Annotated in this window: 19 protein-coding genes; 10 read left to right on the top strand and 9 right to left on the bottom strand. The window is 69.9% G+C overall.

The window, feature by feature from the left end; genetic code table 11:
• Positions 1 to 20: 20 nt before the first annotated feature.
• The 5 genes from R2K23_RS17560 to R2K23_RS17540 form a co-directional block, all read right to left on the bottom strand.
• Complete coding sequence (locus R2K23_RS17560; protein ID WP_316510835.1) at positions 21 to 2,033, bottom strand: SDR family oxidoreductase; 2,013 nt, start codon at positions 2,031 to 2,033, stop codon at positions 21 to 23.
• 166 nt (positions 2,034 to 2,199) lie between these two features.
• Positions 2,200 to 2,901 carry a histidine phosphatase family protein gene (locus R2K23_RS17555; RefSeq protein WP_316510834.1) on the bottom strand — a complete coding sequence of 234 codons (702 nt, stop codon included), beginning with the start codon at positions 2,899 to 2,901 and terminating at the stop codon, positions 2,200 to 2,202.
• Complete coding sequence (locus R2K23_RS17550) at positions 2,902 to 3,774, bottom strand: acyl-CoA thioesterase (RefSeq protein WP_316510833.1); 873 nt, start codon at positions 3,772 to 3,774, stop codon at positions 2,902 to 2,904.
• Between the two features lie 75 nt (positions 3,775 to 3,849).
• The gene (locus R2K23_RS17545; protein WP_316510832.1) at positions 3,850 to 4,098 is read right to left on the bottom strand and encodes a hypothetical protein; all 249 of its coding nucleotides are present in this window, start codon (positions 4,096 to 4,098) and stop codon (positions 3,850 to 3,852) included.
• A gap of 82 nt (positions 4,099 to 4,180) precedes the next feature.
• The gene (locus R2K23_RS17540; protein ID WP_316510831.1) at positions 4,181 to 5,200 is read right to left on the bottom strand and encodes an Acg family FMN-binding oxidoreductase; all 1,020 of its coding nucleotides are present in this window, start codon (positions 5,198 to 5,200) and stop codon (positions 4,181 to 4,183) included.
• Between the two features lie 82 nt (positions 5,201 to 5,282).
• Between R2K23_RS17540 and R2K23_RS17535 the strand changes: the two genes are divergently transcribed.
• The 5 genes from R2K23_RS17535 to R2K23_RS17515 all read left to right on the top strand — a co-directional run bounded on the left by R2K23_RS17535 (position 5,283) and on the right by R2K23_RS17515 (position 13,298).
• A complete protein-coding gene (locus R2K23_RS17535; protein WP_316510830.1) occupies positions 5,283 to 6,797 on the top strand; it encodes a bifunctional aminoglycoside phosphotransferase/ATP-binding protein in 1,515 nt (504 codons plus the stop codon).
• 111 nt (positions 6,798 to 6,908) lie between these two features.
• Positions 6,909 to 7,799 (top strand): universal stress protein, encoded by an 891-nt coding sequence (locus R2K23_RS17530; protein ID WP_316510829.1) that lies wholly within the window; start codon positions 6,909 to 6,911, stop codon positions 7,797 to 7,799.
• Positions 7,800 to 7,839: 40 nt separating this feature from the next.
• Positions 7,840 to 11,136 (top strand): error-prone DNA polymerase, encoded by a 3,297-nt coding sequence (locus tag R2K23_RS17525; RefSeq protein WP_316510828.1) that lies wholly within the window; start codon positions 7,840 to 7,842, stop codon positions 11,134 to 11,136.
• Between the two features lie 43 nt (positions 11,137 to 11,179).
• Entirely contained in the window at positions 11,180 to 12,631 is a 1,452-nt protein-coding gene (locus R2K23_RS17520) for a neutral zinc metallopeptidase (RefSeq protein ID WP_316510827.1), read from the top strand.
• A 25-nt stretch (positions 12,632 to 12,656) separates the two neighbouring features.
• On the top strand, positions 12,657 to 13,298 hold the full coding sequence (locus R2K23_RS17515; protein WP_316510826.1) for a nitroreductase family protein: 642 nt from the start codon (positions 12,657 to 12,659) through the stop codon (positions 13,296 to 13,298).
• Positions 13,299 to 13,314: 16 nt separating this feature from the next.
• Here R2K23_RS17515 and R2K23_RS17510 read toward each other — a convergent pair whose 3' ends face one another.
• Positions 13,315 to 13,779, bottom strand: coding sequence for a tRNA (cytidine(34)-2'-O)-methyltransferase (locus R2K23_RS17510; RefSeq protein ID WP_316510825.1), 465 nt, complete (start codon positions 13,777 to 13,779; stop codon positions 13,315 to 13,317).
• Positions 13,780 to 14,046: 267 nt separating this feature from the next.
• Between R2K23_RS17510 and R2K23_RS17505 the strand changes: the two genes are divergently transcribed.
• From R2K23_RS17505 to R2K23_RS17485, 5 genes are read left to right on the top strand one after another with little or no spacing between them, the layout of a single operon-like run.
• Positions 14,047 to 17,181: a sensor histidine kinase gene (locus tag R2K23_RS17505; RefSeq protein WP_316517371.1), complete on the top strand. Its 3,135-nt coding sequence runs from the start codon at positions 14,047 to 14,049 to the stop codon at positions 17,179 to 17,181.
• On the top strand, positions 17,178 to 17,597 hold the full coding sequence (locus R2K23_RS17500) for a roadblock/LC7 domain-containing protein (protein ID WP_316510824.1): 420 nt from the start codon (positions 17,178 to 17,180) through the stop codon (positions 17,595 to 17,597). Before R2K23_RS17505 ends, R2K23_RS17500 begins: the two co-directional genes overlap by 4 nt.
• A gap of 11 nt (positions 17,598 to 17,608) precedes the next feature.
• Positions 17,609 to 17,983 carry a DUF742 domain-containing protein gene (locus R2K23_RS17495; RefSeq protein WP_396892256.1) on the top strand — a complete coding sequence of 125 codons (375 nt, stop codon included), beginning with the start codon at positions 17,609 to 17,611 and terminating at the stop codon, positions 17,981 to 17,983.
• Positions 17,964 to 18,542 (top strand): GTP-binding protein, encoded by a 579-nt coding sequence (locus R2K23_RS17490; RefSeq protein WP_316510823.1) that lies wholly within the window; start codon positions 17,964 to 17,966, stop codon positions 18,540 to 18,542. The genes R2K23_RS17495 and R2K23_RS17490 overlap by 20 nt, the downstream gene beginning before the upstream one ends.
• A complete protein-coding gene (locus tag R2K23_RS17485) occupies positions 18,539 to 19,087 on the top strand; it encodes a pentapeptide repeat-containing protein (RefSeq protein ID WP_316510822.1) in 549 nt (182 codons plus the stop codon). The genes R2K23_RS17490 and R2K23_RS17485 overlap by 4 nt, the downstream gene beginning before the upstream one ends.
• 66 nt (positions 19,088 to 19,153) lie before the next feature.
• On the opposite strand, the gene R2K23_RS17480 is transcribed toward R2K23_RS17485, so the two are convergent.
• The 3 genes from R2K23_RS17480 to R2K23_RS17470 form a co-directional block, all read right to left on the bottom strand.
• On the bottom strand, positions 19,154 to 19,552 hold the full coding sequence (locus tag R2K23_RS17480) for an SgcJ/EcaC family oxidoreductase (RefSeq protein ID WP_316510821.1): 399 nt from the start codon (positions 19,550 to 19,552) through the stop codon (positions 19,154 to 19,156).
• 127 nt (positions 19,553 to 19,679) lie between these two features.
• Complete coding sequence (locus R2K23_RS17475; RefSeq protein WP_316510820.1) at positions 19,680 to 22,322, bottom strand: FHA domain-containing protein; 2,643 nt, start codon at positions 22,320 to 22,322, stop codon at positions 19,680 to 19,682.
• Positions 22,323 to 22,341: 19 nt separating this feature from the next.
• A complete protein-coding gene (locus R2K23_RS17470; RefSeq protein WP_316510819.1) occupies positions 22,342 to 23,532 on the bottom strand; it encodes an NADH:flavin oxidoreductase in 1,191 nt (396 codons plus the stop codon).
• Between the last annotated feature and the right edge of the window lie 67 nt (positions 23,533 to 23,599).

The following is a 23,599-nucleotide window of genomic DNA, read 5'->3' as shown; positions in this document are numbered from 1 at the left end:
GGCCATGCTATCGCCGGCGGTTACCAGTGCACGCCGGGGAGGGCTCGCACGGTCCGCTTCACGGTGCGGGGCACGCCGAGCCTGCGGGCCGCGCGCACCGGACTGGCGGGCTTGCGGGGGCGTCGTGGTGGTGCCGTCGGCGGGGCCGCCGTGGCCTGGCCGCGGGCCGCCGCCGAATCCGGGTACCCGAGGTACACCTGGTGCAGGATTCGCCGGGCCAGCTTCGGGGTGAAGTAGCGACCGGCATCGGACAGCGTGCCCAGGGGCGTGTCGATGCGCACCGGCTTCTCCACCAGACCGCGGACCACCATGGCCGCGGCGTGTTCGGCGCTGATCGCCGGAATCGGGTTGAGCCGCTTGGACGGAACGATCATCGGGGTGCGAACCAGCGGCATGTGGATGCTGGTGAACGTGACGTGGTCCGACAGCGTCTCGGCGGCCACCACTTCGGCGAACGCGTCCAGGGCGGCCTTGGTCGGCACGTACGCCGAATAGCGCGGGGATGAGGCCTGCACCCCGGCGCTGGAGACGTTGACGACGTGGCCGAAGCGGCGTTCACGCCAGTGCGGCAGCAGCGCGAGCACCATCCGCACCGCCCCGAAGTAGTTGACGGCCATCACCCGCTCGTAGTCGTGCAGGCGGTCGGTGGACGCCTCGACCGACCGGCGAATGGACCGGCCGGCGTTGTTCACCAGGTAGTCGACATGGCCGAACCGGCCCAGGATGTCCTTCACCGTGGCGTCGACCGAATCGGAATCGGTGACGTCGCAGGTGAATGCGTGGGCCTGCCCGCCGGTGGCCTGAATCTCGTCGACCAGGTCGTCGAGCGCCGCGCCGTTGCGTGCCAGCACGAACACGACGGCGCCGCGGGCGGCGACGGCGAGGGCCGACGCGCGGCCGATGCCGCTGGAGGCGCCGGTGATGACGACGTGCCGGCCGGCCAGTGGGGCGCCGGGCTCGCTGCGGCGGGCGCGGTCGGGGTCGAGGTGCTCGGCCCAGTACCGCCACAACGCCGGCGCGTAGTCGGAGAACGCCGGCGCCTCTATCCCTGTGCTGCGCAGCGCTTCTCGGGTGTCGTCCGCGGTGAACGTGGTCGGCAGGTCGACGGCGTCGAGGACCTCGGCGGGTAGCCCCAGCTGGGTGACGGCCATGTTGCGCCAGACCTTGAGGATGCCGCGGGCGTCGAGGAAGCCGCTGGCGAACACGCGGGGCAGCGCCGCCCGCAGCGGTGGCAGGCCGGCGGTGGGCGCCAGCGCCCGGTAGATGCCGCGCAGGCCGATCGACTCCGGCGCGGTCAGGTGGAACGTCTGCCCGTCACGGTCCTCGGCGTGCAGCAGCGCGACGAGGGCGTCGACGACGTAGTCGACCGGAACGATGTTGGTGTGGGCGGTGTCGGGCAGCGCGATCGGGGTGAGCCGGGGCAGCGCCGCGAGCTTGGCCAGCAGGGGGAAGAAGTAGTACGGCCCGTCGACCTTGTCCATCTCCCCGGTCGAGGAATCCCCGACGACGACCGCGGGCCGGTAGATCCGATAGCGCAGCCCGGCGGTGGTGCGGACCAGTTGCTCGGCCTCGAACTTGGTCTGATGGTAGGGCGTGGGCAGGTCCTGGCCCAGGTCGAAGTCGGCCTCGGTGTAGACGCCGGCGTAGTTTCCGGCGACCGCGATGGAGGACACGTGGTGCAGGGTGGCGTCGAGCCGGCGGGCCAGGGCGATCACCGCCCGGGTGCCCTCGACGTTGGCCGCCCGCTGCCGGGCGTCGTCGGCGGTGATGTCGTAGACCGCCCCGCAGTGCACGACGTGGTCGACGGCGCCGAGTTCGGCCTCGACGTCGTCGGCCAGGCCGAGGTCGGCGACGGCGAGGTCGCCGATCAGCGGGCGGACCCGGTCACCCCAGTCGGCGGCGAGGCGTTCGAAGCGACTCAGCGACGCCCGTCGTACCAGGACCCAGACGGTGGCCTGCGGGTCTGCCTGCAGGATTCGGCCCACGACGCGACGGCCGATGAACCCGGTACCGCCGGTAACGACATAGTTCATGGAGAGCATCGTGGCCGGGCGGACGCGTCGTGTCAATCAATCTTGACAATTTGGGGTGCCGAGGGTGCGCAGACCACGGGAATCTCTCGGCGTGTCGGCCGGGGACACACACGCTCGCGGGAGATCAGAAGGGCTCGGGGGAGATCAAGAAGGGCTCGGGGGAGATCTACAGGGCCAGGCCGTCCCAGCTGACCAGGCGCCAGCCGGTGGTGGGGTTGCCCTCGAGGGCCACGACGCCGGTGTTGGGCAGCGGGCGGTTCACCAGCAAACTCTCCTGGGAGTTCACCGCGTTCAGCAGCGTCCACAGCATGATGGACCCGGCGTGCGCCACGGCCACCGGATTCTTGTCGCCGCTGGCGTAGATTTCCTGGACCGCCCCGGTGAACCGGTCGTTGAACTCCTTGCCGCTGATCGATCCGGGGATGGCCGCGTCCATGTTGCCGTCCAGCCATTGGACCGGCGCCAGGAAGTACGTCGTGGCGATCTGATCCTCGGGTTTGCCCTCGAACCAGCCGGCCTCGATCTCGCGTAGTCCGGGCAGTACCTCGACCGCGCCGTCGAATTCGGCCGCCAGCGGCGCGGCCGTCTGCTCGGCGCGTAGCATGTTGGATGCGTAGATACCGTCGAAGTCCTTGCCGCGCAATGCATCCGCGAGGTCTTCGGCCTGCTGCTTGCCCTCCGGGGTGAGCCCGGGACCGGGCACCTCGGTGTTGATGAAGCCCGACACGTTGCCCTCGGATTCGGCGTGCCGGACCAGTGTGAGCGTGATCGACGGCGGTGGTGGCGGGCCGGAACTGCACGCCCCGATCACCGTGACCGCGAACAGCGCGGCCAGTGTCCTCGCCCCGAGTTGACCGATGCGCGGCATCTACAGTCGCCTTCCCACGAAGCCTTCCTGGGTCACGGTACAGACCAGCGAGCCGTCCCGGTTGTAGATTGCGCCGCTGCCCAGACCCACGCCGCCGGTGACGGTGCCGGTCCGCTGCTCGTAGAGCAACCAATCGGAGAAATCGACCGGCCGGTGCCACCACATCGCATGGTCCAGCGAGGCCAATACCTCCAGCTCCTGCCAGGTCTTGCCGACGGCGACCTGGACCGGGTCCAGGATCGTCCAGTCGCTGATGTAGGCCAGCAGGCCGGTGGCCAGCACCGGATCGGAGAACAGTTCCGGCGGCGGGGTGTCGGCCAGCCGCAGCCAGATCCGACGCCGCGGATCCTGGGCCGGCGCCGCATCGACCGCGAGCCGCGGCGGCAGGTCGATGTACCGCATCTCGGCCACCCGGAACTTGACCATCTCGAGGTACTTGTCGTCGGGAGGCAGGTACTCGCGCAGCTGTTCGTCCAGGGGTGTCAGCGATTCGGGGTCGGGCACATCGGGCATCGGCTGCTGATATTCGTCGCCGTCGATGTCGATGATGAACGACGCCATGGCCTCCATCACCACGACGCCGTCCTGGGTGGCGGTCACGCGGCGGGTGGAGAAGGTCCGGCCCTCGCGCAGGGACACCACCTCGTAGCGCAGCGGGATCTCGGTGTCGCCGGGCCGCAGAAACGAGAGGTGCATGCTGTGCGGCCGGCGCGAGGTGGTGCGCGCGGCTGCCGCAATGGCCTGCCCGGCAACCTGGCCGCCGTAGACGCGCTCCCGCTTCCGGTCGTCGCGGGGCTGGGCCCCGAGGAACGCCCCGTCCCCGAGATCTTCGACCTTCAGCAGGTCCAGCACGTTGCTGAGCTTTTCTGACACATGTCTATGTAGCCATGCCGGGTGGCGGCGCCGGCAGGCGGGTCGGCCCTCGTGGGCCGGCAACGGACCCGGAGGTCAGCGGCAGACGTCGGGCGCGACCCACAGCAGCGGCCACATGGCGGTGGTCTGGCCGAAGGCCACCAGGTTGGCCCCGGCGGGCAGCTGGGTCTCCAGCCGGGACTCGAACCTGTCGACGGTGTCCGCGTGCAGGAAGGTGAAGACCACACCGGCGAGCAGGTAGGGGATGGCCAGCCAGAGCGCCAATTCGATGAGCTGCTCGACACTGACCCGAAAATTGAGGACTCGGCGCAGCACGCCCAGCATGGTTCCCCTTCCGCCTGCCGCGAGCATCGCATACCGCACCGCTGCACCAGGAGCGATTTCGGCGATCCGGGCTCCCTGCGGGTCAGCGCCGGAACTTCAATACGTCGGACACCGGCCGGCGCGGGGTCGGCGCCGGTGACTGCTCGAGTGCCGGTGCGCGGCCGACCCGGATCAGCGCCTGCGGATACCGGGACGTTCCCAACGCTGCGGTGATGGCTGCGCGGCCGTCCTCGGTCTCGGTCAGATGGGTGACCGTACACGTCGCCAACCCGACCGCGGTGCATTCGAGCAGCACCGTCGACAGGGCCTCGCCGGCCAGCAGCGCGTCCTCGCGGCTGTCCTCCGGAGTCGAGAGCACCAGGATGGCGGCCTGGTCGGGGCCGGTCGCCACCCGGCGCTCGTGGTGGCCGTCGATGGGGAAGGCGCGGTTGACGTCGACCCGGTCGGCCTCGGGCACCGAGTTCAGGGCGCTGCGCGGGATGCCCTCGTCGAGTTCGAACGGCGCCGTCCACCAGTCGAGTTCGGACTGGTATTCGAGATCCTGGCGGCGCAGCGCCTCGGTGCGTCGTGACGCCCTGGCGAGCTCACGTCGTCCCGCCTCGTCGATGACGTGCAGGTGCACCACGTCGGAATCGACCAGTTCGCGCAGGACCGGGCGGAGAATGTCCCAGTCGGTGGGCGGCCGGTACGGCAGTCGGTCGGTGCGCCGCCGCAGCATCGCGGTGGCCCGGGCCCGCATCGCGTCGGTGACGTAGCCGGCGCGCTGGAAGTGCACCGAGGCCAGATGGCTCAGATCGTTGGGGTTGGGGAACCGGTCGACGAAGGACTGCCAGCCGGCCGCGGCCATCGCGATCCGCAGGTGGTCCAGCATGGCCCCGCAGCTGACCAACGCCTCGCGGCCCGCACTGTCGGCGGCGCGCAGCACCCGACTGCGGTCGGCGAACAATTGCAGCTCACCGCCGTCGGCCACCCAGGTCCAGGGCTGGCTGTTGTGCAGCGACGGTGCCCGGGAGGCGACCGCCACGGCCTGCTTGATCACCTCGGTGTCGACGATGGTCCGGGACATGATCTCCTCACCCGCTTTCCATGTGCTGTCTTCCATCCTGGGGTCGTCGGGACCCGAGGACCAGGGTCATTGGTCATCGGAGGCTGGGGGCCAGCGCAACTGGCCAAGGAGCCCACCGGTGGGCAGTATCGGGGTCATGCCCCGGGATCTCGACGTGCACGCCATCGGTCAGCCCTACGCGCAGGTGCGCGAAACCCATACCGGCGTCGTGATTCTGGTGGGGGACCGGGCCTACAAGGCCAAGCGGCCCGTGGTCACCGATTTCCTGGACTTCAGCACGCGGGACGCGCGCGAACAAGCGCTGGCCCGGGAACTCGAGCTCAACAATCGGCTGGCCCCGCACGCCTACGTCGGCATTGCGCATCTGGACGGTCCGTCGGCCGGGGAGCGCGAGCCGGTCCTGGTGATGAATCGCTACCCCGACGAGGTCCGGCTGAGCACGCGGGTGCGCAACAACGTCGAGACGGTGCGCGCCGAGGTAGAGCGGGTGGCGACGGTGCTGGCCGAATTCCACGGTCGCGCCGCCCGCGGCCGGGAGATCGACGCGCAGGCGCGGGTGCTCGCCGTCAAGGGCCGGTGGGAGGACAACCTCGTCGAGCTCGAGAAGTTCGGTGCCGGCGCCGCCGCGGTGGTCTCGGCCGAGACGGTGCGCCGGATCAGGGAGCTGTCGGGGCAGTACATCTCCGGTCGCGCCGTGCTGTTCGCGGACCGGATCTCCCTGCGCCGCATCGTCGACGGACACGGCGACCTGATGGCCGACGACATCTTCTGCGTCGACGGGCATCCGAACCTGCTGGACTGCATGGACTTCGACGACGCACTGCGCCATGTCGACGGCCTCGACGATGCCGCCTTCCTCGCCATGGACCTGGAATTCCTGGGCCGGCCGGACCTGGCCGAGGTGTTCCTGGACCGCTACTGCGCAAGCGCCGCCGACGACCCGCCGTCGTCGCTGCGGCACTTCTACATCGCCTACCGGGCCGTGGTGCGGGCGAAGGTCGACTGCATCCGACACGGCCAAGGCCACCCGGAGGCCGCCGCGGACGCCGAACGCCACCTCGAGTTGGCCCTGGAGCATCTGCGGGCGGCCGTGCCGCGCCTGGTGCTCGTCGGCGGTGGCCCCGGCACCGGCAAGACCACGCTGGCGCGCTCGCTGGCCGAACGAATCGGTGCGCGGGTGATCTCGACCGACGACGTACGCAAGGATCTCGAACGCGACGACGTCATCGGCGGGGCGCCCGGCGAACTCGACGCCGGCCTGTACGCCCCGGAGAACGTGGCGACGGTGTACAAGGTGGTGCTCCGGCGCGCGCACAGCATGCTCGCGGCGGGGGAATCGGTGATCCTGGACGGCACCTGGCGCGATGGGGTCCATCGCGAGCACGCCCGCGAGGTGGCGGCCAATGCCCACGCCGTCCTGCTCGAAATGGCCTGCACCACACCGCTGGCCGAGGCGCAGCAGCGAATCGCGCAGCGCCGCAACAGTACCTCGGATGCCACGCCCGAGATCGCGCGCGGCATCGACGAGCAGCAGGCCGAGGCGGGCTGGAACAGTGCGCACCGCATCGCCACCGACCGGCCGCTGGCCGACTCGGTGGCCGAGGCCCACCAGCTGTGTTGCCTGGCGATCTGAGTACCGAGGACCCCAGAATCTGGTGACCCGGTGCCCTTACCCGTCGCTTCCGGTGCGGCTAACGTCGTGGGCAGTGCGGGTCGACAGGACCCGCGGAGGAAGGAAGACGACATGTCCGCGCCCACGACGCATCGAGGGATTCTGGTCGGCGTCGACGGATCGCCGTCGGCAACCGTGGCGGTCGACTGGGCCGCGCGCGAAGCGGCGTCCCGCAAGGTGCCGCTGACCCTGGTGTACGTGCTCAGTCCGCCGGTGATGATGATGTGGCCCGAGGTGGCGATGCCGCCGAGCTACTCGCAATGGCAGGAGGAGCAGGGCCGCGAAATCCTCGCCGAGGCAACCAAGGTGGCCCAGGCGGCCGCCGAGGCGGACGGCGGTGTGGAGGTGCGCACCGAGATGCCGACGGGTCCGTCGCAGTCGGTGCTGATCGAGTTGTCCGCCGAGGCCGACCTGGTGGTGGTGGGCAGCCGGGGCCGCGGCGCGTTGGCGCGCGGGCTGCTCGGCTCGGTCAGTTCCAACGTGGTGCGGCACGCGCACTGCCCGGTGGCGGTCATCCACGACGAGGACCCCATGATGGACCAGCCGTCGCAGGCCCCGGTGGTGGTGGGGATCGACGGCTCGCCGGCCTCGGAGGTCGCCACCGCGATCGCCTTCGATGTGGCCTCCCGCCGCGGCGTCGAGTTGATCGCGTTCCATGCGGTCAGCGACGCCGACGTGATCGAGGTCCCCGGGGTGGACTACGCGACGCTGGAGGAACGCGCGCACGTCATCCTCGCCGAGCGGCTGGCCGGTTGGCAGGAGCGCTATCCCGACGTCACGGTCCGGCGCGTGGTGGAGTGGGGCCGGCCGGCCAAGGCTCTGGTCAAGCAGTCCGAAGATGCGCAGCTGCTGGTGGTCGGCAGTCACGGCCGCGGCGGGTTCACCGGGATGTTGCTCGGTTCGGTGGCGAATTCGGTGGCCCAGGCGGCGCGCATGCCCGTCATCGTGGCCCGCAAACCCTGACCGGCTTCGCTGTCGAACATTTGTTCGATAGAATGGCGGGGTGGGCTGGAGCAATGGGCCGCCGAGCTGGGGCGAGATGCAGCGGGTGCTCAGCGGCAAGCCCCGCCGAGCCGGCCTGCCGCTGACCGAACCGGTCCCCGACGGCGGCGACAGCCCGGCCTGGACCAGCAGGCGGGCCGACTATCGCGCCCCGGATGACTCGTCGGTTCGGCGTTCGGCGGTGCCGTACGCCGAACTGCACGCGCATTCGGCCTACAGCTTTCTCGACGGCGCCAGCACCCCGGAGGAGCTGGTGGAGGAGGCGGCGCGGCTGGACCTGCGGGCGATCGCGCTGACCGACCACGACGGGCTCTACGGTGTGGTGCGGTTTGCCGAGGCCGCCGCCGAACTCGACGTGCGCACGGTGTTCGGCGCCGAATTGTCGCTGGGCAATGTCGACCGCACCGACACCCCGGACCCGCCCGGCCCGCACCTGCTGGTCCTCGCCCGCGGCCCCGAGGGGTACCGCCGGCTGTCCCGGCAGCTGTCGGCCGCCCACCTCGCCGGCGGGGAGAAGGGCAAGCCGCGCTACGACTTCGACGCGTTGACCGAGGCGGCCGGCGGGCACTGGCACATCCTGACCGGGTGTCGGAAAGGGCATGTGCGCCAAGCTTTCTCCGAGGGGGGCCCGGAGGCGGCGGCGGTCGCGCTGGCCGACCTGGTGGACCGGTTCGGGCGGAGTCGGGTCAGCGTCGAACTGACCCGGCACGGCCATCCGGGTGAGCACGAGACCAATGCGGCCCTGGTGGCGCTGGCGCGCCGGTTCGGGGTGACGGCGGTGGCGACCACGGGCGCGCACTTCGCCGAGCCGTCTCGCGGTCGGCTGGCCATGGCCATGGGCGCCATCCGCGCGCGGCAGTCCCTCGACGAGGCCGCCGGTTGGCTGGCGCCGCTGGGGGGCGCGCACCTGCGTTCGGGTGACGAGATGGCGCGGTTGTTCCGGGATTTCCCCGAGGTTGTCGGGGCCGCGGCGGACCTGGGGGAGCAGTGCGCATTCGGCCTGCAGCTGATCGCACCGCAACTGCCCCCCTTCGACGTCCCCGACGGTCACACCGAGGACAGCTGGCTGCGCGAGTTGGTGCTCGCGGGCGCCGCCGACCGGTATGGCCCGCCGCAGCGGTCACAGCGGGCCTACGCCCAGATCGAGCACGAGTTGGCCGTCATCGAGTCGCTGAAGTTCCCGGGCTATTTCCTGGTGGTGCACGACATCACCCGGTTCTGCCGGGACAACCGGATCCTGTGCCAGGGCCGGGGGTCGGCCGCCAACTCCGCGGTCTGCTACGCGCTGGGCATCACCGCGGTGGACCCCATCGCCAACGACCTGCTCTTCGAACGCTTCCTGTCGCCGGTGCGGGACGGGCCGCCCGACATCGACATCGACATCGAATCGGATCAGCGGGAACTGGTGATCCAGTACGTCTACGACCGCTACGGCCGCGACTACGCCGCGCAGGTCGCCAACGTCATCACCTACCGCGGCCGCAGCGCGGTGCGGGACATGGCCCGCGCACTGGGCTTCTCGCAGGGCCAGCAGGATGCGTGGAGCAAGCAGATCAGCCGGTGGAACGGCCTGGCCGAGGCGCCGGACGTGGCCGACATCCCGGCGCAGGTGATCGAGCTGGCCACCGAGATCAAGAACCTGCCGCGGCATATGGGCATCCACTCCGGCGGGATGGTCATCTGCGATCGGCCGATCGCCGACGTCTGCCCGGTGGAATGGGCGCGGATGGCCAACCGCAGTGTGCTGCAATGGGATAAGGACGACTGCGCGGCCATCGGTCTGGTGAAGTTCGATCTGCTGGGCCTGGGCATGCTCTCCGCCCTGCACTATGCGGTGGACCTGCTGGCCGAGCACAAGGGCATCGAGGTGGACTTCGCCAAACTGGACCTCTCCGAGCCGGCGGTCTACGAGATGCTGCAGCGCGCCGACTCCGTCGGGGTGTTCCAGGTCGAATCGCGCGCCCAGATGGCCACGCTGCCCAGGCTCAAGCCGCGGGAGTTCTACGACCTGGTGGTCGAGGTCGCGCTGATCCGGCCCGGACCCATCCAGGGCGGCTCGGTACACCCCTACATCCGTCGTCGCAACGGTCTGGAACCGGTCACCTACGACCATCCGTCGCTGGAGCCGGCGCTGCGGAAAACCTTGGGAATACCGCTCTTTCAAGAGCAGCTCATGCAGGTCGCGGTGGACTGCGCGGGATTCTCGCCGGCCGAGGCCGACCAGCTGCGCCGGGCCATGGGCTCCAAGCGCTCCACCGAGAAGATGCGCCGGCTGCGCGGCCGCTTCTACGACGGTCTGCGCGAAAAACACGGGATCGCCGGGCCGTTGGCCGAACGGATCTACGAGAAGCTGGAGGCGTTCGCCAACTTCGGCTTCCCGGAGAGCCACGCGCTGAGCTTCGCCTCGCTGGTCTTCTACTCGTCGTGGCTCAAACTGCATCACCCCGCGGCGTTCTGCGCCGCGCTGCTGCGTGCCCAGCCGATGGGCTTCTACTCGCCACAGTCATTGGTCGCCGATGCCCGCCGGCACGGGGTGCGGGTGCACGGGGCGTGCGTGAACGCGAGCCTGGCCCACGCCACCCTGGAGAACGCCGGGGACGACGTGCGGCTGGGGCTGGGGGCCGTGCGGCACATCGGGGACGAGTTGGCGCAGCGGCTGGTGGCCGAGCGCGACCGGGGCGGCCCGTTCGAATCCCTGGTGGACCTCACCGGCCGGGTGCCGCTGTCGGTGCCGCAGACCGAGGCCCTGGCGACGGCGGGCGCGCTGAATTGTTTCGGCATCAGCCGCCGCGAGGCGCTGTGGGCGGCCGGGGCCGCCGCCGCCGAACGACCGGACCGGCTCCCGGGAGTGGGGACGTCGTCCCATGTTCCGGCGCTGCCCGGGATGAGTGCGCTGGAGTTGGCGGCCGCCGACGTCTGGGCCACCGGCATCTCGCCGGACAGCTACCCGATGCAGTTCCTGCGCGCCGACCTGGATGCGCGCGGGGTGGTGCCGGCCGAGCGGCTGTTGTCCGTCCCGGACGGCACCCGGCTGCTGGTGGCCGGGGCGGTCACCCATCGGCAGCGGCCCGCGACGGCGCAGGGGGTGACCTTCCTGAACCTCGAGGACGAGACCGGGATGGTCAACATCCTGTGCTCACCCGGGGTGTGGTCGCGGTACCGCAAACTGGCCCAGACGGCGCCGGCGCTGGTGATCCGCGGCATCGTGCAGAACGCCAGCGGCGCCGTCACCGTCGTCGCCGACCGGATGGATCCGATCGACATGAGGGTGGGTTCGCGGTCGCGGGACTTCCGCTGAGTCATAGTTGTTCCGACGATTCGGCCTGCCGTGAGGGGACACGATGACAATCGGGCGCGCACTGGCGAGCACCCTGACGGCCGCGGCGGTGACCGCGGGGCTGCTCACCGGCTGCAGCAGCACCGTCGGCGGCGAGGCGGTCTCGCCGCTCTACGACCCGTTCCGGGTGGGCGGCTTGCCCGCCGTCGACGGCCCCAGCGGCCTGCGCGCCGACGCCCCGGACCCGGTCGGGGTGGTGCTCCACACCGACGGCGGTGACATCGACCGGTTGGCGCTGCTGGCGGTCAACGACGTCGCCGACTTCTGGTCGCAGCACTACGCGGACGCCTTGCCCGGTGACTTCGAACCCGTCGAACGGTTGGTCTCGTACGACTCGAACGACCCGTCGAGCCCCCGGGTGTGCGGCGGGCGTACCTACAAATTGGTCAACGCCTTCTTCTGCCCGCCGCTGGACCTGATGGCCTGGGACCGCGGCGTCATGGTGCCCGTCGGGCAGAAGTTCTTCGGGGACATGTCGGTGGTGGCGTTGATCGCCCACGAGTACGGGCACGCCGTGCAGCGGATGGCCGGACTGCTCGAAGAGGACACCTCGCCGCTGGTGATCGAGCAGCAGGCGGACTGCTTCGCCGGGGCGCACCAGCGTTGGGTGGTCGAGGGCAATTCGCCGCGCTTCACCCTGGACACCGGCGACGGGCTCAACCACGTGCTGGCGGCCGCGCTCACCATCCGCGACCCCCTGGTGCCCGAGATCGTCGCCGAGATGCTCGACGTCGCCGAGCACGGCAACGCGCTGGACCGGATCAGCGCGTTCCAACTGGGCTTCATCAACGGCGCACAGACCTGCGCGGCCATCGACGAGGCCGAGGTGGCCCAGCGCCGCGGAGACCTGCCCCGCAATCTCGAGATGAGCGCCGACGGGAAGGTCGAGTCCGTCGATGTCACCCTCGACGAGTCCGTGCTGGCCGCGCTGATGGACGACCTGGACACGATCTTCGACCTGCCCCACCCGCCGACGCTGTCCCTGGACCCCGACGACTGCGGCAGCCCGCAGCCGGGTGCCCCGGTGGCCTACTGCCCGGACGACAACACCGTCGGCGTCGACCTGCCAGCCCTGCAGGAGTTCGCCACCCCGGCCAGTGAGTACCGGAATCTGGTTCTGCTGCAGGGAGACAACACCGCGATCTCGGCGCTGACGTCGCGCTACGTGCTGGCCGTGCAGCGCGAGCGCGGGGTGTCGCTGGACACGGCCGAAGCGGCGCTGCGCACGGCCTGCCTGACCGGCTTCGCCCAGCAGGCGATGGCCGAGCGGGTGCCGGGCCGGCAGTTGGTGCTCAGCGCCGGTGACGTCGACGAGGCGGTGGCCGGCCTGTTGGTCAACGGGATCGCGGCGAGCAACGTCACCGGTGCCACGGTGCCGGCCGGTTTCACCCGGATCGTGGCCTATCGCTCCGGGCTGCTCGGCGACCTCGAACTGTGTTACTCCCGGTTCGGCTGACCCCGCAGCCATTAGTCTCGGAAGCATGTCCCTGAACCTGTCCTTCGACGAAGTCCTGACCACCACGCGCTCGGTCCGTAAGCGGCTCGACTTCGACAAGCCCGTACCCCGCGACGTGATCATGGAGTGCCTGGAGCTGGCGCTGCAGGCGCCCACCGGCTCCAACGCGCAGGGCTGGCAGTGGGTGTTCGTCGAGGACGCGGCGAAGAAGAAGGCGCTCGCCGACATCTACCGCAGCAACGCGACCCCCTACCTGGACCTGCCCAAGCCCGAGCGCGGGGACATCCGGGACCAACAACTCGACGCCGTGCAGAGCTCGGCCAAGTACCTCAACGAGAACTTCGAGAAGGCGCCGGTGCTGATGATCCCGTGCCTGGAGGGCCGACCCGACGGGGCGCCGGCCGGGATGAGCGCGCCGTTCTGGGGCTCCCTGCTGCCCGCGGTGTGGAGCTTCATGCTGGCGTTGCGTTCGCGGGGTCTGGGCTCGGCGTGGACCACGCTGCACCTGATCGGCGACGGGGAGAAGCAGGCCGCCGAGCTCCTGGGGATTCCGTTCGACCAGTACGCGCAAGGGGGACTGTTCCCCATCGCCTATACCAAGGGCACCGAGTTCAAGCGCGCCCAGCGGCTGCCGGCCGAGCAGTTGACGCACTGGGACAGCTGGTGAGCGCCCGGCGCCGGGGCTACTCGGCGCCGGCGAAGCCGTTCTGCCGCCACGCTTCGTAAACCGCAACGGCGGCGGCGTTGGACAGGTTCATCGACCGTCGTCCGGCCAGCATGGGGATGCGCACCGTAGCGGTGATGTGCGGATCGGCAAGGGTCTGCGCGTCCAACCCGGTGGGTTCCGGGCCGAACATCAGCACGTCGCCAGAACGGTAGCTAATGTCGGCGAAAGACGTCTCGGCATGCGCCGTGAATGCGTACACCCGCGCCGGCATCAGCACGTCCCAAGCCGCCGCCAGCGATGCGTGGACCGACACCGACGCCAAGTCGTGGTAGTCCAGTCCGGCGCGCCGCAGCTTGGGTTCGGACAGGTCAAAGCCCAAAGGCTCGACCAAATGCAGATCGGCGCCGGTGCCGGAGACCATCCGGATCGCGTTGCCGGTATTGGGCGCAATGCGCGGCGAGTAGAACAGCAACGCGAACATTGGACGGCTTCCCTTCGGTGCTGTTGCGAGTTTGCCCGACATTGTCTACCAGGGCCGTCGTGGCCGCTCCGTTCGGTGAGAACGTTGGAACACCCTGCTGGGGACTGTCATACTTCTGCAATTGCCATGCGAATTACGCCCGGCCGCCAACACCGTGCCCGGGTCGAAATGAGCGGGAAGTCGGATGAAGGCGGAAACACTGAATAACAGCGGTGCGATCGCGAGTGGGGCGAGCCCGGCATCGGCGGGGGGCGCTGCCCGGTGACCATGTTCGACAAGCCCCCGGCGTTCAACGAACCCCTGGGGTCAGATCTTGACGCGCTGCCCGCCGACCCCTTCGCGGCGGAGGCGGAGCCGTCCACCGAGGCGGCGCCGGCGAAACGGCCCGGCCGCTTCTCGCCGCAGAACTGGCCGGTGCGCTGGAAGGTCTTCGCCATCGCGTTGCTGCCGCTGCTGCTGGCAGCGGTGTTCGGCGGATTCCGCATCTACTCCAGCTTCACCGAGGCCCGCGACCTGCGCTTGGCCGCTGACCGCGCGGAATTGGTGCCCGCCATCATCGACTACATGAGCGCGCTGGAGGAGGCGCTGTTCACGGTCCCGTCGATGGCGGCCTCCGAGGAAGTCCAGGCCAACTTCGAGGCCCGCCGCGCGGAACTGCTGGCCCAGACCGACGACGACATCAGCGACGAGGTCCGCCAGGCCGTCACCACGCTGACCGAGCAGGGCCAGGAACTGGTCGCCAACGCCGGGCCCAGTCCCGCCGAGCTACCGGGACGGGTCACCGATTTCGCGCCGCTGCTGCTGAGCTCCGAGACCGCGATCACCGGGTCGGTGGGCGTCGAGGACGCCGCGGTGCGCCGCCAGGCCGACGGGTTGGCGCGTGCGGTCGGCACGCACGGGCAGATGATGATCCAGCGCCTGCTGGTCCAACGCGGAGCCGAACTGCCCGAGCCCTACGTGCGGTCCTCGATGATCGCGCTGGCCGGGACCGAACCGTCCAACGTCACCGGGGTGTCCGCGCTGCTGGGCAACAACTCCGAAGAGGCCGCGGAGTTGCGCCGTCAGATGGTGCTGCGGCTGTCGATGATGGCCGATCCGGCGGTGCCGGTGGTCGGCAGCCAGACGATGCTCACCTCGCTGGACGCCACCGACGCGATCGCCCGGGACGTGATCGACAACGTCACGCCCGCCATGATCGCCACGGTCGACGGGGCCGCCGACGCACAGCGCAACGACGCGATCCGCGATGCGGTCCTGGTGGTCGCCGCCATCCTGGTCGCGCTGCTCATCGTGTGGTGGGTGGCGCGGTCGTTGATCCGCCCCCTGCGCACGCTGCGCGACGGTGCACTCAAGATCGCGCACGAGGATCTCGCCGCCGGGGTCGAGCGGGTCAAGGCCGGTGACGAGCGCGAGCCCGACCCGCTGCCCATCTACACGACCGAGGAAGTGGGCCAGCTCGCCCACGCCGTCGACGAACTGCACACCCAGGCGCTGCTGCTGGCCGGCGACGAGGCGCGGCTACGGGTGATGGTCAACGACATGTTCGAGACGTTGTCGCGGCGCAACAAGACGCTGGTGGACCAGCAGCTGTCGCTGATCGACCGCCTGGAGCGCAACGAGGAAGACCCGGAGCGGCTCGACAGCCTGTTCCGGCTCGACCACCTCGCCACCCGGATGCGGCGCAATGGCGCCAACCTGCTGGTGCTCGCCGGCGCGCAGGTCGGCCGGGAACAGGGGCAGCCGGTCCCGCTGAACTCCCTGATCAACGCCGCGGCCAGCGAGGTCGAGGACTATCAGCGGGTCGAGACCGGGATGGTGCCGGACTGCTCGGTGATCGCCGCCGCGGCGGGCGATTCGGTGCACCTGCTCGCCGAACTGATCGACAACGCGCTGCAGTACTCGCCGCCGACGTCGCGGGTGCGGGTGACCGCCGTGCAGACCAGCGATTCCGGTGTCCTGATCGACATCAACGACGCCGGGCTCGGCATGACCGACGCCGACCTGCGCATCGCGAACATGCGGCTCAACGCCGGCGGCGAGGTGACCCCCGACAACACCCGGCACATGGGCCTGTTCGTGGTCGGCCGGCTGGCGCGCCAGCACGGCATGACGGTGCGGTTGCTGCCGGGCGCCACCGGCACGGGAACCATCGCGCAGGTGTATCTGCCGCCCGAACTGCTCGACGGCTACGCCCCGGCGCCCCGGGCCACCGAACCCGCGCCGTTCGCCGACTTCGGCGCGTTCGCCGACCCCGAGGACCAGCCCGCCGTGGCGGTGCAGGCCGAGGCCATCGCGCCGGAGGTGCCGGAGGCCGTCGAGCCGGAGGTGCCGGAGGCCGTCGAACCCGAGGTGCCCGAGCCCGTCACCGAGCCGGCCGCGGCGGCCGAACCGGCGCCGGACGACGACTTCGACATCCGCTACGAACCCGACAGCGAACCGGCGGACGGGGAGGCGTCGGTGTCGGTGTTGCCGCGGCGCACTCCCGGTTCCAGCGCCATCGCCACGCCCCGCGACCACCTGTTCACCGAGGTCGGGGCGGACCAGCCGGCCCGCCCGGCCGAGGAGTGGTGGACCAGCGCGTCCGACTCACCCGAGCCGGCACCGGTCGAGGCCCCGTCCAACACCGCGGGCTTTTTCGCCTCGCGGCGGCGGGCCCGGCAGCAGCCGCCGCCGGAACCGGAGGCGCTGGACGAGGCGCTCGAGGAGGTCCTCGACGACGACCTCGACGAGGACGCGCCGGAACTGATCGTCGACGACACGGAATCCGAGGAGCCCGTCGCCGCCGACGGGCCGGAGGCCGACGCCGCCGACGACGTGGCACCGGCGCAGGAGGCAGCGGCTCCGGCGGCCGACGAGGCTGGGGACGTCCCCGAGGCTGTGGAGGCCCCGGAGGTCGAAGGGGCCCGAGAGGCCGAAGACACCGCCGGTACGGGCTCGATCGACCTGTCCGACATGGATCGGTTGGCCGACGAGATGGCCCCGGTCACGGGGCCGATCCCGGTGGGATCGGTGGACCTGATCTATCAGAACATGGTCTCGGAATGGCTCGATCCGGCCGAGGTGCAGCAGCTGGCGGTGCCCCAGGACTGGAAGTCGGTGTGGGACAACGGCTGGGCGGCGGCCGCCGATGCCGAGAACGTGCCGATCGAAAAGCGCACCGGGCAAGGTCTGCCGGTGCGTGCGCCCGGCGCCCGGCTGATCCCCGGTGGTGCCACCCCGCCCGGGCAGGCCGACCAGGCGCAGGAGGAAGCAGAGGACAGCAAGGCCGACGCAGAATCGAACGACAGTCACCCGGGGCGCGATCCGCAGGCGATCCGCGCCTCGATGAGCAATCATTTCGGCGGTGTGCGCGCCGCACGCTCGCACGCCCGCAACACAACTCAAGGACTCGATGAGCAATGACTTACCCGCAAGGTTCACAGCATGAGAACCCGCTGGATTGGTTGGTCTCGAAGTTCGCGCGTGACGTGCCCGGCGTCGCCCACGCCGTCCTGGTGTCGGTCGACGGTCTGCTGATCGCAGCCAGCGAGCATCTACCACCCGAGCGGGCCGATCAACTCGCCGCCGTCACCTCCGGCCTGGCCAGCCTGTCGGCCGGTGCCGCACAGCTTTTCGACGGCGGGCGGGTGCTGCAGTCGGTGGTGGAGATGGATCACGGGTACGTGCTGATCATGCAGGTCGGCGACGGCAGTCAACTCGCGACCCTGGCGTCCAAGTCCTGTGATATCGGCCAAGTTGGTTACGAGATGGCGATTCTGGTGGAACGGGTGGGCGCCACGGTGCAGTCCACTCGCCGCCGTGCGCCCCAGCGCATGTGATCGAGACTGGAATGAATATGTTCGAACGGTCGGTGCCGGCGCGCGAGGCGAGCCTCGTGCGGCCGTACATGCTGACCGCGGGCCGCACCGAGACCTCGGTGGAACTGTCGCTGGAGGCGCCGATCCGCACGCTGGAGTCGGCGCTGCACCACCGCTGGCCGCCCAACGACATGCGCGGTCGGATTGTGACGCTGTGCACCAAAAGCCCGTCAGTGGCGGAGATCTCAGCGTTGTTGGATGTTCCGCTCGGGGTGGCCCGTGTCCTCGTCGGCGATCTGGTGACCTCGGGCTATCTTCAAGTTCACGCCACTCTGACCGACCGCTCGACATACGACGAACGACGCGAATTGATAGGAAGGACCCTCCGTGGGCTACGCGCACTCTGAGAGGCGTGATGCTGTATCGACCAAGATCGTCATCGCGGGCGGGTTCGGCGTCGGTAAGACCACCTTCGTGGGCTCGGTTTCCGAGATCATGCCGCTGCGCACCGAGGCGATGGTGACCACCGCGTCGGCCGGCGTCGACGGGCTGGAGGCCACGCCGAGCAAGGCCACCACCACCGTGGCCATGGACTTCGGCCGCATCACGCTGGACGAAGACCTGGTGCTGTATCTGTTCGGCACACCCGGGCAGCGCCGGTTCTGGTTCATGTGGGATGACCTGGTGCACGGCGCCATCGGCGCGATCGTGCTGGTGGACACCCGCCGGCTGGAGGACAGCTTTGCCCCCATCGACTTCTTCGAGAACCGCAAGATCCCGTTCATCATCGCGGTCAACGAGTTCGAGGGCTCCCAACGCTTCCCCGTGGAGGAGGTGCGGGAGGCGTTGGCGCTCTCGGAGCGGGTGCCGGTGATCACGGTGGACGCCCGCGACCGCACCTCGGCGAAGAACGCGCTGATCGCCGTCAGCGAGTACGCGCTGGAATCGCTGACGGCCACCGGGTGATCTGGGCCGACCGGGAGTTCAGTGAGCAGGACTTCCGGGACGAGGATCTCGCCGGCCTGAGCACCGAGCGGGTGGTGTTCGACAGCTGCGACTTCAGCGGGGTGAACCTGTCCGAGTCGACGCACGCCGGCTCCGCGTTCCGGAACTGTCGCTTTGAGCGGGCAACCCTGTGGCACAGCACGTTTCGCAACTGCAGCATGATGGGTTCGGTGTTCCTGAACTGCCGGCTGCGGCCGGCGACCTTCGACGAGGTCGATTTCTCCCTGGCCGTGCTGGGCGGGGCCGACCTGCGCGGCGTGGACCTGTCCGGCTGCCGGCTCCGGGAGGCCTCCCTGGTGGACGCCGACCTGCGCAAGGCCGTGCTGCGCGGGGCGGACCTGTCCGGTGTGCGCACCCAGGGGACGCGCCTGGACGAGGCCGACCTGCGCGGGGCCCGGATCGATCCGACGTTGTGGACCACCGCGGGTCTGCGCGGGGCCAAGATCGACGTGCCGCAGGCGCTGGCCTTCGCGGCGGCCCACGGGCTGACCCTCGCCGAGAGCTGACCTGTCCGCGGGGCTACTCGGGAAACGCATACAACAGGCGAACTCTCGGCGTGGGATGTGCGGGGACTAGCTGATCCTGGTGTTGTGGGCTGCCCGGATCCGCCAGCGGTCGTCCCTGCGCACGACGACGTAGCTGATGATGCCGGCCCGGTCCTGCGCCTCTGAGCCGGGGGAGCGATGGTCCGGCCAGTCCCAACGGGTGTGTACCAACGCCACCCCGGCTGCCACTTCGGCGATGGACTCGACCCGTTGTACGTAATTGCGCTTCTGCGGGACGACGCTGTCGGGGATGTCGAGGTGACCTTCGACGTTGTCGTGGCGCGACGTCCACCACTGGCCGGCGTGGCTGACAAAGTCTGCGTCTTCGGTGAAGTGCCGACCCCAGCCCGGCATGTCGTGTGCGATCCATAGCTCGGTGGTCGCGGCGATGAGGTCCCTGATGTGTTGCTCGTCCGTTGTGTTCATCCGGGCCAGTGTCGAACCTCAACAATGCTTGATGTCAAGCAGCGGCCTCGCCGAGCGTTGCATGTTCGCGGGGGGTGATCGCGAAACGGGTGCAACAACCCAACTCTGGGCGGGTGGGCTCTGCGGATCAGGCCTTGAGCCGGATCTTCCACCGCACGAACGCCATGTAAGCCAGGCTGAGCAGGGCCAGCATGGCCATGTCGAAGAACCAGGTCGACGAGTTGTGCTCCCACAGCGCGTCCTTGGGCGTCAGCGGGCCGGGCACCAGATGGATCAGGTCCACCGTCGACGCCGAGGCCGCGAAGCCCCACCGGGCCGGGGTCACCCAGGACAGCTGATCGAGGACCAGCCGGTCGGTGACCGGGATCATCCCGCCGGAGAACACCAGCTGGCTCATCACCGCGACCACCAGCAGCGGCATGATCTGCTCGCTGGTGCGGGCCAGCGCCGAGAGCGCCAGACCCACCATGGCCGAGGTCACCGTGGTCGCGCCCATCACCACGAACAGATCCAGCGTGGGATTGCCGAGGCCGATGGACCCCTGGGTCGGCGCGCCCTTGCCCATGATCGTGATGGCGGTGACGATCGTCGACTGCACGATGGCGAACACCGCGTACACGCAGACCTTGGCCAAAAGGTAGGCGGTGGTGGACAATCCGACCGCCTGCTCGCGGCGGAAGATGGCACGTTCACCGATGAGGTCGCGAATGGTGAGCGCGGTGCCCATGAAGATGGCGCCCACGTTGAGCAACACCAGGATCTGGCCCGGCTCGTTGGGCGCATCACCCATCGGGTCCGGTATCCCGAAGCCGACGTCGCCGGGCACCGACAGCGACAGCACGCCCATGATGAACGGCAGCAACGCCAGGAAGGCGAAATATCCGCGGTCGGCGATGATCAGCCGCATCTGTCTACGGGCGATCGTGGAGAACTGCCGCAGCAGACTCGTCTTCGCCGGTGCGCCCAGATCGGTGGGCGTCGCCGCCGCCGGTTGCGCCGGCGTCGGACCGGTGCGTTGCTGGTAGCGATGATGGGCCGCGTCGGGATCGCCGGCCACCGTGGAGAAGATGTCGGCCCAGTTGGTGGTCCCGAGTTCGGGTCCGATCTGACTCGGCGGGCCGTAGAACGCGGTCTTGCCGCCGGGTGCGAGCAGCAGCACCTGATCACAGACATCGAGATAGGTCAGGGAGTGGGTGACCACCAGCACCACGCGGCCGGCGTCGGCCAGTTGGCGCAGCATGGTCATGACCTGACGGTCCAGCGCCGGGTCCAGGCCCGAGGTCGGCTCGTCGAGAATCAACAGCGATGGGCCGGTGAGCAATTCGAGGGCCACGGATGCGCGCTTGCGCTGACCGCCGGACAGCTTGTCCACCCGGGTCTGGCGGTGCTGGGTCATCTCGAGTTCTTCGAGCACCTGCGTGACGACCTGGGCGCGGTCGGCCTCGGTGGTGTCCGGCGGCAGCCGCAGTTCCGCGGCGTACATCAGGGCCTGGTCGACGGTCAGCTGTCCGTGCACGACGTCGTCCTGCGGGACCATGCCGATCCGGGAGCGCAGCGAGGCGTAGTCGGCGTGGATGTCGTGACCCTCGAAGGTGACGGTCCCGCTGGTGGGATGGGTCAGGCCCGCCACCTGCTTGGCGAAGGTCGACTTGCCCGCGCCCGACGGCCCGATCACCGCGGTCAGCGTGCCGGGGCGCGCGTCGATCGAGATGTTGTTCAGCAGCGTCTTGTTGTTCTCGATGGTCCAGGTCAGGCCGCGGACCTCGAGTCCGCCGGTGCGGGTGGCGGCCTCGGTCTCCGAGCGCCGCGCCAGGGTGCCGCCGGTGAAGACGAGGTCGACGTTGCCGATGGTGACGACGTCACCGTCGTTCAACACCGCCGAGTCGACCCGCTGACCGTTGACGAACGTGCCGTTGATGCTGCGGTTGTCGACGATCTGCGTGCCGCCCGCACCCGGGACCAGGGTGGCGTGGTGGCGGGAGGCCAGCACGTCGGGGATGACGATGTCGTTGTCGGTGGCGCGACCGATCTTGATCCCGCCCGCGGGCACCTCCGGCGCCCGGCCCGGCCGCAGGATCTTGAGCATGCTGGTGGCGAGGTTGCCGTCGGCGGACTTGGGCGCGGCCGCGGCCGGCCCCATCTGGGTGGGCAGGTTCGCGGGCTGCGGCTGCTCGCGCACCGGCTGCGACGCGCTGGGCGGATATCCGGTCGGGTAGGTGCCGCTGGTCGGGTAGACGGGCTGCGAGGGCGGCGACTGGTAGCCGGACTGCGCGCCCGGCCCGGTCGGATACGGCGGCCGCGGCGGGGGAGTGCTCGGCGGTGCGCCGGTCCGGTAGGCGGCGCCGCCGGTCGGGTACATCGGCCCGCTGGGCTGGCTCGGGTAGCCGCCCGGCCCGGTGGCCAACGGTGGGCGCGTCACCGGCACCGCGGCCGTCGGCGGGGGCGTGCCCACCGAGCCGGTGTTGCGGCCCAACTCGAAACTGAGCAGGGGGCCGTCGGGGTTGCCGATGTTGATCGTCATGCCGTCGGCGATGTCGACGGCCGGGACCCGGCGGCCGTGTACGTACATGCCGTTGAGCGAGCCGTTGTCGATCGCCTGCCAGCGTCCCCGGTCGATGCGCAGGACAAGGTGCGCCCGCGAGATCAGGGGATGCGCGATGCGCACGTCAGCACGCAGGTCGCGACCGATCACCACATCATTGCCCGCGGCGAAGGTCCGTTGGGACCCGTCGAACCGTACCGTCAGCGCGGGTGCCACTGGTCCAGTCATCGGGTCCAACTGTAACGGTCTAGCGGTCCGGAGCGCCGGTCAGCACGCAATGGGTGTGGCGGTAGATGGTCGGCATGCACAGGTTGCAGTGCGTGCACACGGATTTCACGGTGTGCGCGTCGCCGTCGGCCTCGATGCGGTTCAACAGGTCCGGCTCGGCCAACAGCGCGCGGCCCATCGCGACGAAGTCGAAACCCTCGGCCATCGCCCGATCCATGGTCTCGCGGTTGGTGATGCCGCCGAGCAGGATCAGCGGCAGCTTCAACTCGGCGCGGAACTGGCTGGCCTCCCGCAACAGGTAGGCCTCCCGGTACGGGTACTCGCGCAGGAACTTCTTGCCGGTCATCCGCATGCCCCAGCTGATGGGCGGCTTGAACACCGCCGAGAACTCCTTGACCGGGGCGTCGCCGCGGAACAGGTACATCGGGTTGACCAGCGAGGAGCCCGCGGTGAGCTGCAGGGCGTCCAGGCCGCCGTCTTCCTCGAGCCACTTCGCGGTCTGCAGCGACTCCTCCAGGGAGATCCCGCCCCGCACACCGTCGGACATGTTGAGCTTCGCGGTGACCGCGATCTGATCCCCGACGGCCTGGCGCACGGCGCGGACGACGCCGCGGGCCACCTTGGCGCGGTTCTCCAGGGATCCGCCGAACTCGTCGGTGCGCCGGTTGATCAGCGGGCTCAGAAACGAGCTGGCCAGATAGTTGTGGCCGAGGTGGATCTCGACCGCGTCGAAGCCCGCGTCGATGGCCAGGCGGGCCGCGTTGGCGTGTGCCTCGGTGACCTCGCGGATGTCCTCGATGGTGGCCTTCTTGGCGAATCGCATCGACAGCGGGTTGAAGAACCGCACCGGGGCCAGCGCGCGGGCCTTGTTGGTCTTGGCGTTGGCCACCGGGCCGGCGTGTCCGATCTGCGCGCTGATCGCAGCGCCCTCGGCGTGCACGGCGTCGGTGAGCTTGCGCAGGCCGGGCACGGCTTCCGGGCGCATCCAGATCTGCCAGCCGTCGGTCCGGCCGCCGGGGGCGACCGCGCAGTAGGCGACCGTGGTCATGCCGACTCCGCCGGCGGCCGGGCGACGGTGGAAGTTGATCAGGTCGTCGGTGACCAGGGCATCCGGGGACGCGGCCTCGAAGGTCGCGGCCTTGATGATGCGGTTGCGCAGGGTCAGCGGGCCCAGCCGGGCCGGACTGAACACATTTGGGCTGGTGTCCACACCACGAACTCAACACCCCGGCGGCGGGCTCTGTCAAAGCAGCCTGACGCGGTGTCGGGGCGACGCC

Source organism: Mycolicibacterium sp. MU0050, assembly GCF_963378085.1.
GTDB lineage: Bacteria > Actinomycetota > Actinomycetes > Mycobacteriales > Mycobacteriaceae > Mycobacterium > Mycobacterium wendilense.
This window is presented reverse-complemented; position numbering and strand designations above follow the sequence as displayed.

Excerpts from the sequence above, each read along its gene's own strand:
- R2K23_RS17495 (WP_396892256.1), top strand. The coding sequence starts at position 17,609 with ATGAATATGTTCGAACGGTCGGTGCCGGCGCGCGAGGCGAGCCTCGTG.
- R2K23_RS17555 (WP_316510834.1), bottom strand. The coding sequence starts at position 2,901 with ATGCCGCGCATCGGTCAACTCGGGGCGAGGACACTGGCCGCGCTGTTC.
- R2K23_RS17515 (WP_316510826.1), top strand. The coding sequence starts at position 12,657 with ATGTCCCTGAACCTGTCCTTCGACGAAGTCCTGACCACCACGCGCTCG.
- R2K23_RS17560 (WP_316510835.1), bottom strand. The coding sequence starts at position 2,033 with ATGAACTATGTCGTTACCGGCGGTACCGGGTTCATCGGCCGTCGCGTC.
- R2K23_RS17505 (WP_316517371.1), top strand. The coding sequence starts at position 14,047 with ATGTTCGACAAGCCCCCGGCGTTCAACGAACCCCTGGGGTCAGATCTT.
- R2K23_RS17520 (WP_316510827.1), top strand. The coding sequence starts at position 11,180 with ATGACAATCGGGCGCGCACTGGCGAGCACCCTGACGGCCGCGGCGGTG.
- R2K23_RS17475 (WP_316510820.1), bottom strand. The coding sequence starts at position 22,322 with ATGACTGGACCAGTGGCACCCGCGCTGACGGTACGGTTCGACGGGTCC.
- R2K23_RS17540 (WP_316510831.1), bottom strand. The coding sequence starts at position 5,200 with ATGGAAGACAGCACATGGAAAGCGGGTGAGGAGATCATGTCCCGGACC.
- R2K23_RS17480 (WP_316510821.1), bottom strand. The coding sequence starts at position 19,552 with ATGAACACAACGGACGAGCAACACATCAGGGACCTCATCGCCGCGACC.
- R2K23_RS17530 (WP_316510829.1), top strand. The coding sequence starts at position 6,909 with ATGTCCGCGCCCACGACGCATCGAGGGATTCTGGTCGGCGTCGACGGA.
- R2K23_RS17500 (WP_316510824.1), top strand. The coding sequence starts at position 17,178 with ATGACTTACCCGCAAGGTTCACAGCATGAGAACCCGCTGGATTGGTTG.
- R2K23_RS17510 (WP_316510825.1), bottom strand. The coding sequence starts at position 13,779 with ATGTTCGCGTTGCTGTTCTACTCGCCGCGCATTGCGCCCAATACCGGC.
- R2K23_RS17545 (WP_316510832.1), bottom strand. The coding sequence starts at position 4,098 with ATGCTGGGCGTGCTGCGCCGAGTCCTCAATTTTCGGGTCAGTGTCGAG.